Below are 13,513 nucleotides of genomic sequence, written 5' to 3' on the forward strand. Positions count from 1 at the left end.
ATCAAGGAGACGCCATGACCACATCGATCTACCAGCCTGAACACGAGGCGTTCCGCGGGTCCGTGCGGACCTTCCTCGAACGCGAGGTGGTGCCGCACTTCAACGAATGGGAGAAGTCCGGCAAGGTGCCGCACGACTTCTACACGAAAGTCGGCGATCTCGGCCTGTTCGGACTGCGAGTGCCGGAGGAGTACGGGGGCGGCGGATTGGAGAACAGCTTCCTGTATCAGTCGGTGTGGACCGAGGAATGCAGCCGCGCGGGTGTGGCTCTCGGGGGAGTGGGGACCCATGCGAACCTCGTCATTCCCTACATCCTCGCCAACGGTTCCCCAGAGCAGAAGAAGCGCTGGTTGCCGGACATGGTCGACGGACGTCGCATGGGCGCCATCGCGATGACGGAACCGGCGACGGGTTCCGATCTGGCCGGCATGCGGACGAGCGCCCGAAAGGACGGCGGCGACTGGGTACTGAACGGGCAGAAGACGTTCATCACCGGTGGCATCAACGCCGATCTGGTGATCGTCGCGGCACGCACGAGCACGCACGAGGAGCGCCGTAAGGGGCTCTCCCTGTTCGTGGTCGAGTCGCACTTCGACGGATTCAGCCGAGGTCGCAACCTCGAGAAGATGGGTCAGAAGGCCACTGACACCGCCGAGTTGTTCTTCGAGGACGTGCGGGTCCCCATGGGCAACCTCCTCGGAGAGGAGGGGGCGGCGTTCAGCTATCTCGCCCACAACCTGGTCGGTGAACGCTTGGGTATCGCCCTCGGAGCCCAGGTTTCCGCGGAGACCGCGCTGCGCATCACAATCGACTATGTCAAGGAACGCAAGGTCTTCGGCCAGCCGGTCGCCGGCTTCCAGAACACGAAGTTCGAACTTGCCTCCTGCCGAACCGAGATCGCCGCAGGTCGAGCACTGATCGACCAGTACATGCTCGCGCACGAGGCCGGCGAGCTGACCGCCTCCGAGGCGTCCATGGCGAAGGTGTACTGCACGGAGTTGCAGTCGCGTGTCATCGATCGGTGTCTGCAACTGCACGGAGGGTACGGGTTCATGAGTGAGTACCGGATCAGCCGGATGTACACTGACTCTCGAATCTCTCGCATCTATGGCGGCACCAACGAGGTGCAGCGGGGCATCATCGCCAAGTCGATCGGGCTGTGATCTCCCCGGCTCCGCCCGACCAGGATCGGAGGGGCAATGGAGCTGCAGCAGCTACGCTTCTTCGTGGTGGTCAGCGAGCAAGGAAGCATCAGCGCCGCCGCCTCCGTGCTGCAGGCCTCCCCGGCCACCATTTCGGAGGCACTGCAGACGCTTGAGCGCAAGCTCGGGACACCGTTGTTCTACCGGCTCGGCACCGGGATGGCCCTGACCTCGGCCGGGTACGCGATGCTTGGAACCGCGCGGCGCCTGACACGACTTGCCGCAGCAACCCCCGAGGCCATCCGACAGGACGGCGGCGCTGCCGCGGCTCGGCTCACCGTCTGTCTGATCGACAACTCGGCCTCGGGGGCGGGGCCACGGTGCATCGCCAGTTTTCTTCGACAGAGTTCACGGGCATCGGTGGTCACGACCCGCGCGGCGAACGCGACGGACGCGGCCGATCTCGTCAAGAGTGGGATGGCCGACGTCGCGATCGTCGTTGTCGGGCGGACGGCCGCCCAGGCGAACGATCTCTCCTCGCTCGTTCTGGACACCGAAACCGTTCTCGCCGTTCACCCTCCCGGCACCGTGGTTCCGGCGGAGGGATTGACCCTGGAAGATCTCTCCGAACGCCCGCTGGTTCTGTCCAGTTCGTCTTCCGACATCTATCCGGCATTGGCGGAGCACTTCAGCCTGCTCGGTTCACCGCGGCGGGTTCCCCTACGCGCCTCCCGCCGGGAGGACCGCTTGAGTTTGGTCGCCGCCGGGCTGGGGTCGAGCTTCATCACCGACCGGGACCGGGCCCGTGCGGAGCACATCGGCGCCGTGGTGTGCCCGTTGAACCCTGTCCTCGAACGTGACGTCCACCTGCTGTGGGCCGAGGATCGGGAATCAGGCGTCACTCAGGACTTCGTCGAGGTCTGCAGGGCGGAAGCGGAGACCAATCTCGCCGCGCGGACGAAGGCTTGAGCTGCGGGTGTCAGCGGTCCAGTGCGATGGACCAGTCCGACGTCGCGGAGCAGGGGCGGAGAGAGCGACCGACGTGGTGTCCCCGGGAGCACGATGTCGGCGGCTGCGTCTGAGACGAAGGTCGCAACTGCTCCGTACGACACTACGTCCCAAAGGGTTTCGCGCTCGGCTGCGGTCAGGAGCACTCGCTCGGCCACCGCGACGATGTGCCGCGCGGAACGCGACTGTCCCGCGCTCGCGCGGTCGAGCAGCGCAAACGGCAGCAGCCGGGTCTGCGCCTTGGTCAAGGGTTCCGCCCCGTCGCCGATAACCGACTCGGCGCCGACCACGACAATCTCCTCGCTGCCGAGCAGGTGGGTGACCAGCGACTCCTCATGCATCGGCAGCTCGACGAAACCGAGCTCGGCCGCACCGTTGCGAACGAGCGTCGCCGCTCCCTCCGGGGACCGGCCGTCGAGCACGACAACCTGTATCTGAGGATGGCGCGCGAGCATTGCCCGTGCGATGGCCGGGAGCGGAAACACCCCGAAGGTGCTCGACGTCGCCACCGTGACCCGCCCGGTCCGCAGCTGAACGACCTCTTCGACCTGGGCGCGGGCCAGATCGACCTGTTCGATGATCTCGCGGGCTTGCACTTCCAGTTCGCGGCCCTCCGGCGTCAGTTGTAGCTGCCGCCCGACCCGGGTGAACAAGGTGACGTCGAGGCGCTTTGCGAGAGTCCGCATAGCCTGCGACAGCGACGGCTGCGACATGTAGAGGGCCTGCGCCGCAGCGGTGACGTTCCCGTGATCGATTACCGCAACAAAGTACCGAAGCAGCCGTAGATCCATGGCATCAGCCTACAAGGATCGTGACGGAATCCATACTCGCTCACAGCCTTTACCCAGCCATAGGCACTTCCGACCGACGATTTCGACGTTTGGACTTTGTGTGACGTGCTCCACTTCGGCTTGGCTTCAGGGCAACGCCAAACAACGCGGAGGACTGTCATGATTTGCACAGGTAGTCGACAACGGGACGCCTGGTCTGCCCGCAGACTTCCCGCCGTCGAGCAGATCGCTCCCGACGTGTGGGCTGTTCCGGTGCCCGCCGGCAGCCTCCCGATCCGATACACACTCTGCTACCTGATTGCGGATGACGACGGTTGCGTCCTTATCGACCCCGGCCTGAACACCGACGAGGCGTGGACCACGCTCGTGCGCGGAGCCGCCGAGTGCGGATTCGACCTCGCTGACGTGACCCGTGTCCTGATCACACACATGCACCCGGATCATTTCGGCCTCACACCGCGACTGCTCGAGCACGCGCCGCAGTCGAGGGTGTGGCTCCATATCGCGGACGCGGACACCGTGCGGCCCGACCGGTCTGCGTTCAACGAGGCACGAACGGCCGTATGGCGGAGTCTCATGGCGACGACAGGGTGCCCGGACCCTGTCCGCATCGGCGAGCGCGCGCTCCGATCGCCGCGGCTGGCACCAGACCTGCTGCACCGCGTGGACTTTGTGGCCGACGGTGATCGAATCGAGGTCGCGGACCGCACCCTCACGGCGTGGTGGACCCCCGGTCACACCCCAGGCCACCTCTGCTTCGCGGACGAGCGTGCCCGCGTGCTGTTCAGCGGTGACCACCTGCTGCCGACGATCTCGCCGAACATCAGCCAGCTGTACCACCTCGAGGACGACGTGCTGGCGCTCTACCTCTCGTCGCTCGACCGCGTCGCGCTGTGCGATGAGTGGGAAGTGTTGCCCGCCCATCAATTCCGATTCCGAGGGGCGCGGGAGCGGGTGCGGGACTTGCAGGAACACCACACCGACCGGCTCGACGAGATCGCGACGGTGTTGCGAGTGCGCGGACCGATCTCCTGCTACGACGTGGCACTCGCGCTGAGCTGGCACCGGCCGATCGGTGAGCAGGACTTCCGCGCGACCAACCTCGCGGTGAAAGAGACCCTGGCGCACCTTGTACATCTGCGAAGGCAAGGACGCGCAGTACTCGACGCCGGCGAACGCTGGCGCCCGAACTCAACGAAAGAGAGTGGAGCAAATGACCGTAGCTTCGTGTGAAGGCCGGGTGGTCATCGTCACCGGCGCAGGGCAGGGACTCGGTGCCGCGTATGCGGAACGGCTCGCCGCCGCGGGCGCGAAGGTGGTGGTCAACGACCTCGGTGTGACTCTTGACGGTAGGCCTGACCCTGATGCGCCCGCCGCATCCGTAGTCGACCGCATCACCAGCGCGGGAGGCGAGGCGATCTTCAGTGGGCACGACATCTCGAACTGGAACCAGGCCGAGGACCTGATCCGGCTAGCGGTGGACACCTGGGGACGGTTAGACGTCCTCGTCAACAACGCTGGGGTCCTGCGCGACCGGACCATCGCGAAAATGACGGAGGCCGAGTTCGACGCGGTGATCAACGTCCATCTGAAAGGTACGTTCAGTACGCTCCATCACGCCGCAGTGCACTGGCGGGAACGCGCCGACGCCGGCGAGAAGGTGGATGCGCGGGTCATCAACACGACATCGGTGTCGGGGCTCTTCGGCAACGTCGGGCAGGCCAACTACTCGGCAGCCAAGGCGGGTATCGCCGCGATGACGATCGTCGCCTCACTCGAACTTGCCCGCTTCGGCGTGACCGCCAACTGCATCAGCCCAGGAGCCGCGACCAGGATGGTCGCCTCGATCCCCGGCCGGGATCCGGCCACCGTGAACGACGAGATGTCACCCCGCTGGCCCGCAGCGGTGGTGGAGTGGCTCGCTTCGCCACGCAGCGCCGACGTCACCGGGCGGGTCTTCCTCTCCTCCGGGCGAAAAGTGGCCGTCGCCGAGGGCTGGTCGCACGGTCCCAGCGCCCCGCCTGCGGATGACATCGACACGCTCGACAAGACGCTCCACGAGTTGCTCGAGATCGCTCGCCCGAACGCAGACATGCGCGGGCCCAAGTGATGTTGCTCTACGACAACGTCGGGGCCGGTTCCGAACCGTGGAGTGCCGACTGGACGACGGACGACACGCTGCTCTACAACCTCGCGGTCGGCTCCGGCCCGCAGGACCTGCACCTCGTCACCGAGAACTCGCAGGGCATTGAACTGCAGGCACTCCCGACCTTCGCGGCGGTGCTGGGCGGCTCGCTGCGGCCGGTCAAACACCTTGTCGGCGAGTTCCCCTCGCACTGCATTGTTTTCGCGGGGCAGCGGGTGGAGTTGCACGCGACGCTGCCGGCAGAGGGACGGATCGACGTCACCACGAGCATCGTGTCGATGACCGATCGTAGTACGGGCGTGGTACTCGAGACGGCAGCCATGGCTCGCAATCATGCCGACGGGACGCCGCTGTTCACGTCACACTCGTCCTACTTCCTGCGGGGTCTCGGCTCGAAGCCGATGTCGAGCGGCGAACGTCCGGCCCTAGTCGAGCAGATGTGGGGCGCGAGCGTGACGGCGTCCACCCGCGACGACCAGGCGTTGCTCTACCGGCTGTGCGGTGATCGCAATCCGTTGCACAGCGATCCGACATTCGCCGCCCGTGCCGGTTTCGGCCGGCCGATCCTCCACGGGCTCTGCACCTGGGCGACCGTTGCGCGCACGGTGATCGGCAGGGTACTCGGCTCCGACGTCGGTGCGGTGGCCGAGATCGACGGACAGTTCCGCAACCCGGTGTTTCCCGGTGAGTCCATCGAGATCGACGTGGCACAGGTGGATGAGTGCGAGTTGGTCTACCGAGCACGCGTGGGCGAACGTGTCGTCGTCGACGGCGGCCGGATACGCACGACCAGGGGGGTGACTCTGTGACCACGGAGCCCATGCCGGTGCCGGAGCCGACGCCGCTCACCGCGCCGTACTGGGACGCGGCGCGACGGGGAGAACTGCACCTGCAGCGATGCGCGCGCTGCGACGAGGCGATCGGATACCCACGGCTGAACTGTCCGAGCTGCGGGGGCAGGGAACTCGGGTGGTTCCGGGCACAGGGCACGGGGCGCATCTGGAGCTACGTGGTCGTCGAACGGACCGAGCCAGCGTTCGCCGCCGCCGCGCCGTACGTTGTCGCCGTTATCGAGTTGGACGAGGGCCCGCGGTTGCTCTCCGTGATTCGAGGAGTGGAGGCCCGACACGACATGTCTCTCATGGACCGGCGGGTACGGGTGGAGTTCGAACCACGCGGGAACCAGCAGATCCCGGTCTTCACGGTTCAGGAGGAGCACGCATGACCACCGGTTGCCACATCATCGGTGCCGCGGAAACCGAACGGCTCGGCCGCATTCCGGACCAGTCCGTGCTGGAGCTGAACGTCGAGGCTGGCCTGAGGGCACTCTCCGACGCGGGCGTGGGGATCGGGGACATCGACGGTGTCGCGGGGGCCTACTCACCCCACCAGGTGGCACACGCCCTCGGCGTGCAGCCCCGATGGGTCGACACGACCAATGTCGGCGGGTGCTCATTCATGGCCCACGTCCGCCACGCCTCGGCCGCGCTGAGGGCCGGGCACGCGAACGCGGTGCTCATCACCCACGGTGAATCGAACCGATCTCGGGTCGGTGTACCCCCCCGGCCCCGCGATCCTGCCGCCCTGGTTGGGCAGTTCGAGGAACCGTACGGGGCACGCGCCCCGTACACGAAATTCACCCTGCCCGCGCTTCGCTATATGCACGACCACGGTCTGACCGAGTCCGACCTTGCGGCGGTTGTCGTCGCGCAGCGGGAGTGGTCGCACCAGAACGCGCGGGCGGGACGCCGCGACCGAGTCACGATCGACGAGGTGCTCGCGGCGCCGGTCCTGGCGTGGCCGTTCCGGGTCCCGCAGGTCTGCATGGTGACGGACGGCGGTGGAGCCCTCGTGCTGGTCCGGGCGGAGGACGTCGGTCCTGCCCAGAAGGGCAGGGCGGTCGAGGTCCTCGGCACCGGCGAGGGCACGGATTCGCTGATGGTCGCGTATATGCCGGACGCCGGCGTCTCGCGTGCGGCTCGGCAGGCCGCAGGCGACGCCTTTGCCGAGGCGGGGCTGCAGCACTCCGACATCGACCACGTGATGAACTACGACGCCTTCGCGCACTTGCCGTGGATCGGACTAGAAAGCATGGGCTTCTTCGAACCCGGCGCAGCGGCACGGTTCATCGCCGACGGCGGCACGAGCCCGGGTGGTGCGCTCCCGCTCAACACCAACGGAGGCGGCCTCGCCTACACACATACCGGCATGTACGGGATGTTCGCGTTGACGGAGTCCGTGCGCCAGATCCGGGGCGAGGCGGACGCCGACGCGGGGGTGGTTGGTACCAGCCTCGCCCTCGGGTTCGGTGGAATGTTCACCGCTGCTGCCGTCACCATTCTCGGCCGTCCCCGTTGACTGGACATATGGATATAGTGAAGGAGAAATTATGCGCAGCTTCTATTCGTACGCCGAGACCACGCCCGATCGAGCGGCGGTCGTAGACCCCGACGGCACAACCACTTCGTTCGGCGACCTCGCGGCCCGGGTGAATCAGCTGACTCACCTCATTGTCGCCCGTGACCTCGATCCCGGCGCGTCGGTCTGCGTGCTGCTGCCCAACGGCGCGGCTCTGTTGGCGGTACAGCGCGCTGTTCTTCAGCAGCCGTTGTACCTGACGACGATCAACTGGCACTTCGCCGCCCCGGAAGTGGCTCACATCCTCCAGGACAGCGATGCGCGGATCGTATTCACCACTGCGGAGTACGCCAGACTCGTCCGGGAGGCGTGCCTGCTGGCCGGCCTCCCGACCGATCGCATCGTCGAGCTCGACCGGACCGGAGGCAACGCAGAAGTCGAGGCGCACCCGCTGACCCGACCGGAGTCTTCCGCTGGCGGAAGCAGGATGCTCTACACCTCAGGAACCACCGGCAAGCCGAAGGGGGTTCGTCGCCCGCTGCCTGCAGGCGGGCCGGACGCGGTCGCCGCGGCGGCCGTCGAGCGGGCCGAGAAGTATGACGTGAACCACGAGGGTGGGGTGTATCTCTCGGTCGCTCCCATGTATCACGCCGCCCCGCTGTCGTACGCCGACCAGGCACTGGAGGTCGGCCACACGGTCGTCATCCTGCCTCGCTGGTCTGCTGTGACCGCGCTCGACGCCATCGAGCAGTACCAGGTGACCTGGGCATACCTCGTCCCACTCATGATGCAGGACATGTTGGAGGTCAGGGATTCCCACCGAGTCGACGTATCCAGTCTCCGGACCGTCATCCACACGGCGGCGCCGTGCCCGCCGTCGGTGAAGCGGGCGATGATCGATTGGCTCGGTCCCGTCCTCAACGAGGTGTACGGAGGCACCGAGGGGTCGGCCACGCTCATCACCTCCAAGGAGTGGCTGGCCCGACCAGGATCCGTCGGACGTGCGCGGGCCGGGGTCCGGATCACCATCCGGGGGGAGAACGGTGAAGGGTTGCCACCCGGCGAGATCGGGGCGATCTACTTCGAGAACGCCAAGACGCCGTTCGAATATCACAACGCGCCCGAGAAGACGAAATCGTCACGCATCGCGAACGAGATCACGCTGGGCGACATCGGATATCTCGACGACGACGGGTACCTCTACCTCTGCGACCGCACCGCAGACACCATCATCTCGGGTGGTGTGAACGTCTATCCCGCCGAGATCGAACACGCATTGGTCGAGTTGCCCACCATCCGGGAGGCCTGCGTGGTGGGCCGGCCCGATCCGCGATGGGGCGAGTCGGTCCACGCCGTTGTCGTGACCGCGGAGCCAGTCGAGGATCACGACTCGCTGCGCGCGGAGGTGGAGACGGCACTGCGGACGAAGATCGCGGGCTACAAGGTTCCCCGCACGTTCGAGTTCGTCGACGAGCTCCCGCATTCGGAGGTGGGCAAGCTGCTCCGCCGGGTGGTGCGTGAGCGGGTCGTCGCGGAGTCCGGTTTCGCGAACGGCGGCGCACTGGCGAGCGCGCTTGGTGTCGACGGTTCGAACTGAGAAGTGCTGAAGCACAGTCGGTTCCGACTTTGGCGGGTGTTGAGAGTGGACCCACTCTCGACACCCGCCAATGTCATGTGCATTGTTCATGTGCATCGTAATGTCAGGTCCATCGACTGCCCGCGGGCATGCGTAAACTCCCGCCGGCGTTCTGCCGACGGGAGCACGTTCGGGGCGGTGTCGCGGGTGCGCGGCTAGGAGTCCCGGGCGATCAACGCCTGCAGGTTCGTGTAGGCGTCCAGGGCGTACGTGCCGCCCGTCCGTCCGATACCGCTGTGCTTGTTGCCGCCGAAGGGTGCCAGTGGATGCCGGGCCGTGGTGTTGATGCCGACCTGTGCGGCGTCGAGTCGGGATGCGACGGCTTCGGCAGCCTCGAGATCGGCGCTGAAGACGTAGTCGTACAGTGCGAATTCGAGGCTGTTGGCGATCTCGACGGCCTCCTTGTCGCTGCGGACGGTGCTGAGCGCCATGATTGGTCCGAATGCCTCGATGCGCATGACGTCGTCGTGCGCATCGGCTCCGGCCACAAGCGTCGGCGCGGTCCAGAATCCCTTGTCGGGGAGATCAGTGAACTGATGCACCCGCCGTCCCGCGGCCGCGGCGGACCCGACGAGCCGCTCGATGTGGTCACGCTGTGTCGCGGAGATGACTGGCCCAACCGACGTGTTCGGGTCGCGCAGGTCTCCGCTCCGCAGCGTGGTGAGCACGGTCGCCAGTCGATCCTCCAGACGGTCCGCCACCGACTCGTGGGCCAGGATCCGTGACGGCGTCAGACACACCTGGCCGGACTGCAGAGTCCAGGTCCGGGTGACGTTGGCGACTACCTGGTCTAGGTCGGCGTCTGCCCGCACGATGACGGCGCCCTTGCCCCCGAGCTCCAGCAGAAGGCGTTTGACCTGAGGCGCAGCGTTGGCGAAGATCGCGCGACCGACATGGGTGCTGCCCGTGAAACTGATCGCGCCCACCCGGGGATCGGCGACCAGTGCCTCGCCCGTGGCCGGAGTCGATCCGGTGAGCGTTCCGACGACACCGGGGTCCAGGCCCAGCTCGCCGGCGGCCAGGGTGGCGATACGACCCAGCTCCATCACCAGCAGCGGGTCCTGGGGCGCGGGCTTCATGACCACCGCGTTCCCGGAGAACAGTGCGGCGCTCACCTTCGCAGACATCGCGAGGAGCGGGAAGTTGTACGGGCTGATACAGCCGACGATCCCGACCGGGCGACGGTACAGGCGGGCAGAAACACCTGCGGCGTCGGCCGGCGCTGCGGGCGTGAGGGCCTCAGCCGGGGTGCGCGCCCACTGGCGGAACCGCGCCACCGCGCCGTCGACGTGCAGCGTGCGGGCAACGTCGATGCGAGCGCCGGTGTCGCGAATCGCCAACTCCGTCAGCGACTCCCGATCGGTCTCGAGGTGGTCGGCGATCCTATCCAGAAACTTGCGCCGAACGTCGAGGTCGGTGGCCGCAAAGCTGCGGCGCGCACGATCCGCGGCATCGATCGCTCGTTCGGTGTCTGCAAGGCTGCATTCGGGTACGGAGGCGATCTCCGCACCCGTCGCGGGGTCGTAGACACCGTAGGTCGCGGTAGATGTGATCGCGTCGCCGTCGATCCAGGTCGTGTACATCAACTCATCCTTCGTCTCGGACGGTGCTTCGTCAGTGGCCACGGAAGTCGAGATACCCGCGGGCAAGCTCGCCCCTGCCGAGTGCCGTGATCAGGTCGTTCACATTTTGTGGGGGAACGAGAGCGGAGACGACAGGTGACAGGTCGAGTTCTCCCCGCTCGATCGAGGCGGCCAGCTGGGGGATGAAGTGCTGCGGCGACACCGAGCCCATCCGGCATCCGTGGAGCGACTTGTCGTTGAAAAAGTCGCGGATCTCGAGACCCACATCGGTGCCGTGAGCGGGCAGGCCCACGATGACGCATCTGCCGCCCCAGCCGAGTGAGTGGAAGGCCTCCCGCAGCACCGGTGCCGCCCCCGTGCACTCGAGCACGACGTCAAATCCCTCCGCGGGTGCGATCGACGCGATGGCGCCGGCCGTCGTGGGTGTGTGGAACTCGTCCGCTCCGCAGCGGAAGGCCAGTTCACGTTTGCTCTCGTGCACGTCGTATGCGGTGATGTGGCGCGCCCCGTAGTGCCGAGCGGCGATGATCGAGTTCAGGCCCACGCCCCCGACACCCGTGACGAGGACGCTGTCACCTTCGCCGATGCGCGCCTGCTGCTTGGCCGCGCCGAACGCGGTGACCGTGGCGCACCCGAGCATCGCGCCGACGAGCGCGTCGAGGGACTCGGGCAACTCGATGAGTTGCGACACCCCGACCACCGTGCGGGACGCGAATGCCCCGAGTCTGACGAACTGGTGCACGGGGCGGCCATGCCTTGTGAACGGCGACGGTGCGGGTGCGGCACTCGCCCGGCACCAGTGTTCGCGTCCGCTGGAACAGAACTCGCACGTTCCGCATGACGGGAGGACGGTGAGCGTCACGCGTTTGCCCAGCCAGGCTGGGTTTACGCCCTCCCCGAGACCAGCGACGCGACCGATGGCTTCATGGCCCAGCACGACCGGCGTCAGTTGCGGGATGTCGCCCGCCACCGGCTTGAGATCGCTGTGACACAAGCCAGCGATGTCGATGTCTACGGAGACCCGACCGGGGCCAGGTTCGCCCACCTCTAGATCCTCCACGTACTGGACCTCATCGCCGGTCCACAGTATGCCCTTCACGGCTCACCAGATTTCACTCAAAGACATTTGCTTTCCTTCATTGGAAGTTAGCACATCACACTATTCGTACTATGTGGTTGACATCACAAACTAACCACCCATAGCATTCAGCTGGATCTAATCAGATTCCACTGAATGAAAGGTATGTGATGTACGTGCCGAATCGTCGAGCCGCAGCGCTCGCCGCCGCCTCCGCCTTGTTTGCAGCTGGTCTCGCTGCGTGCAGCAGTCCGACAACGTCGGCGAACGGTGGTGGCTCCGCTGGCGCCGCGTGCCCGGATGCGTCGACCACCGGCGAGATCGTCATCTCGGCCGGATCCAACCTAGGGGTGTTCTCGTCGGTACTCCTCGCCGAGGCGACCGGGGCGTTCGACAAGGCCGGGCTCAACGTGACGCTCGAGAAGATTCCATCCGCCGAAGCGATCCCGCTCGTGGCACAGGGGCGAATTGACGCCCAGATGACAAGCTACTCCGCCGCGCACTTCAACGCCGTGGACAGCGGTGTCGACGTGCAGTGGATGATGCCGTTCGATACACAGCAGGAGTACGAACCCGGCACGCCGCTGCCGGGCTACTGGGCGCACGTGGACTACGTCGGCACCGGACCGGAACCGGATCTCAAGGGCCTTGCCGGGCAGAGCGTCGGATCCCCGACATCCGGAACTGGGATCGGCGGTCTGATCCTCGACAACGCGCTCGCCAGCGTCGATCTGGACATCGGCGATGTCACGCTGAAGCAGCTGGTCGGTGCTGACGCGCTGGTCGCGCTGGAGAACAAGGCCGTCGCCGCCACCTGGATTGCGTCTCCGCTCGAGGTGGAGGCCGCCAAGAACAACAACCTGCGCCCCATTGCGAGCTACGCACCCGGCGTCACCGGAACGTCGCTCATCGCCGGCCCGAAGTTCCTGGATCGACCGGAGACGGTCGTGAAGTTTCTCCAGGTGGTGAGCCGCACCATCGAGGAAAACCTGCAGGGTGACTACCGTCAGGATCCTGAGGTGCGTGCCCAACTCGCAGCCCTGCTCGAGACGGACGAGTCGGTCGTCGAGCAGTCCCCGCTCCTCTACTTCGATCCGACACTGTCGATGGACGGAGTCGACGAGTTCCTCACCGAGTTGCAGGACTTCTCGCTCGAGAATGGTGGACTCGAGTACGGCGAGCCTCAGGACGTGACGACCCTCTTCGACCCGAGCTTCGTCGAAGCTGCGAACACCTGCTCACGCGACTGGATGACCGGGTCGAGCTGACGAACTGCTCCGCAGGGCACGGCGGTCCGCACCCCAGAAGGAGCGTGCGGGCCGCCTGGCATAGGTATCCCCGAGGGGGTGCGTCGGATTTCCAATCCGTGAAAGCCGTTGACTGCCAGGCTGTTTGAAAACAATGCTCGTGTCGTGATCTCGTCACGAGGAAGGAAGGACCCCATGGTGCGCGACTTGAACCACGTACAGGCGGCGGTGGCACGTCGATGAACCGACTCGAGGAGGTCGTCATCGTCGATGCGGTGCGCTCGCCGATGGCGAAGGGCAAGCCTGGCGGCGAGCTGTCCTCACTGCATCCCACAGAACTACTCGGGCAGGTGCTGTGCGAGCTGATTCGCCGCAGCGATCTCGACCCTGCGCTGGTCGACGACGTGTTGACCGGATGTGTCACCCAGGCGGGTGAGCAGGGTGGCACGGTCGGGCGGGTGGCGGTGCTGCTTTGTATGAGACGGTCTGAATCTTTAACCTTAGCAATACGTAACTGAACGAAG

General features: G+C 66.1%; 12 protein-coding genes and 1 pseudogene. 10 read left to right on the forward strand and 3 right to left on the reverse strand.

Annotated elements, in window-relative coordinates; translation table 11 throughout:
• Positions 1 to 14: 14 nt before the first annotated feature.
• Together QNA09_RS29085 and QNA09_RS29090 are read left to right on the forward strand one after the other, a co-directional pair.
• Entirely contained in the window at positions 15 to 1,163 is a 1,149-nt protein-coding gene (locus QNA09_RS29085) for an acyl-CoA dehydrogenase family protein (protein ID WP_064256988.1), read from the forward strand.
• 36 nt (positions 1,164 to 1,199) lie between these two features.
• Positions 1,200 to 2,111, forward strand: a complete 912-nt coding sequence (locus tag QNA09_RS29090) for a LysR family transcriptional regulator (RefSeq protein ID WP_064256987.1) — start codon at positions 1,200 to 1,202, stop codon at positions 2,109 to 2,111.
• Here QNA09_RS29090 and QNA09_RS29095 read toward each other — a convergent pair.
• Complete coding sequence (locus QNA09_RS29095; RefSeq protein ID WP_064256986.1) at positions 2,045 to 2,941, reverse strand: LysR family transcriptional regulator; 897 nt, start codon at positions 2,939 to 2,941, stop codon at positions 2,045 to 2,047. The genes QNA09_RS29090 and QNA09_RS29095 overlap by 67 nt on opposite strands.
• A gap of 159 nt (positions 2,942 to 3,100) precedes the next feature.
• Here QNA09_RS29095 and QNA09_RS29100 point away from each other — a divergent pair, with 159 nt between their 5' ends.
• The 6 genes from QNA09_RS29100 to QNA09_RS29125 are packed head-to-tail and all read left to right on the forward strand — an operon-like array spanning position 3,101 to position 9,042.
• Positions 3,101 to 4,174: an MBL fold metallo-hydrolase gene (locus tag QNA09_RS29100; RefSeq protein ID WP_064256985.1), complete on the forward strand. Its 1,074-nt coding sequence runs from the start codon at positions 3,101 to 3,103 to the stop codon at positions 4,172 to 4,174.
• Positions 4,155 to 5,051, forward strand: coding sequence for an SDR family NAD(P)-dependent oxidoreductase (locus QNA09_RS29105; protein WP_064256984.1), 897 nt, complete (start codon positions 4,155 to 4,157; stop codon positions 5,049 to 5,051). The genes QNA09_RS29100 and QNA09_RS29105 overlap by 20 nt, the downstream gene beginning before the upstream one ends.
• The gene (locus QNA09_RS29110) at positions 5,051 to 5,896 is read left to right on the forward strand and encodes a MaoC/PaaZ C-terminal domain-containing protein (RefSeq protein WP_064257017.1); all 846 of its coding nucleotides are present in this window, start codon (positions 5,051 to 5,053) and stop codon (positions 5,894 to 5,896) included. The genes QNA09_RS29105 and QNA09_RS29110 overlap by 1 nt, the downstream gene beginning before the upstream one ends.
• Positions 5,893 to 6,312, forward strand: a complete 420-nt coding sequence (locus QNA09_RS29115) for a Zn-ribbon domain-containing OB-fold protein (RefSeq protein ID WP_082899724.1) — start codon at positions 5,893 to 5,895, stop codon at positions 6,310 to 6,312. Before QNA09_RS29110 ends, QNA09_RS29115 begins: the two co-directional genes overlap by 4 nt.
• Positions 6,309 to 7,445, forward strand: a complete 1,137-nt coding sequence (locus tag QNA09_RS29120; RefSeq protein ID WP_064256983.1) for a hypothetical protein — start codon at positions 6,309 to 6,311, stop codon at positions 7,443 to 7,445. The genes QNA09_RS29115 and QNA09_RS29120 overlap by 4 nt, the downstream gene beginning before the upstream one ends.
• Positions 7,396 to 9,042, forward strand: coding sequence for an AMP-binding protein (locus QNA09_RS29125; protein WP_219130577.1), 1,647 nt, complete (start codon positions 7,396 to 7,398; stop codon positions 9,040 to 9,042). Before QNA09_RS29120 ends, QNA09_RS29125 begins: the two co-directional genes overlap by 50 nt.
• Before the next feature lie 194 nt (positions 9,043 to 9,236).
• Here QNA09_RS29125 and QNA09_RS29130 read toward each other — a convergent pair whose 3' ends face one another.
• Positions 9,237 to 10,664, reverse strand: a complete 1,428-nt coding sequence (locus tag QNA09_RS29130) for an aldehyde dehydrogenase (protein ID WP_064257015.1) — start codon at positions 10,662 to 10,664, stop codon at positions 9,237 to 9,239.
• 31 nt (positions 10,665 to 10,695) lie between these two features.
• A complete protein-coding gene (locus tag QNA09_RS29135) occupies positions 10,696 to 11,763 on the reverse strand; it encodes a zinc-binding dehydrogenase (RefSeq protein WP_082899722.1) in 1,068 nt (355 codons plus the stop codon).
• Between the two features lie 155 nt (positions 11,764 to 11,918).
• Here QNA09_RS29135 and QNA09_RS29140 point away from each other — a divergent pair, with 155 nt between their 5' ends.
• Together QNA09_RS29140 and QNA09_RS29145 are read left to right on the forward strand one after the other, a co-directional pair.
• On the forward strand, positions 11,919 to 13,010 hold the full coding sequence (locus tag QNA09_RS29140; protein ID WP_169833866.1) for an ABC transporter substrate-binding protein: 1,092 nt from the start codon (positions 11,919 to 11,921) through the stop codon (positions 13,008 to 13,010).
• A gap of 218 nt (positions 13,011 to 13,228) precedes the next feature.
• Positions 13,229 to 13,459 (forward strand): annotated as a pseudogene (locus QNA09_RS29145) (steroid 3-ketoacyl-CoA thiolase); the annotation flags it as partial.
• Between the last annotated feature and the right edge of the window lie 54 nt (positions 13,460 to 13,513).

It is taken from the genome of Rhodococcus sp. AH-ZY2 (genome assembly GCF_030916465.1).
Classification (GTDB): Bacteria; Actinomycetota; Actinomycetes; order Mycobacteriales; family Mycobacteriaceae; genus Rhodococcus; species Rhodococcus ruber.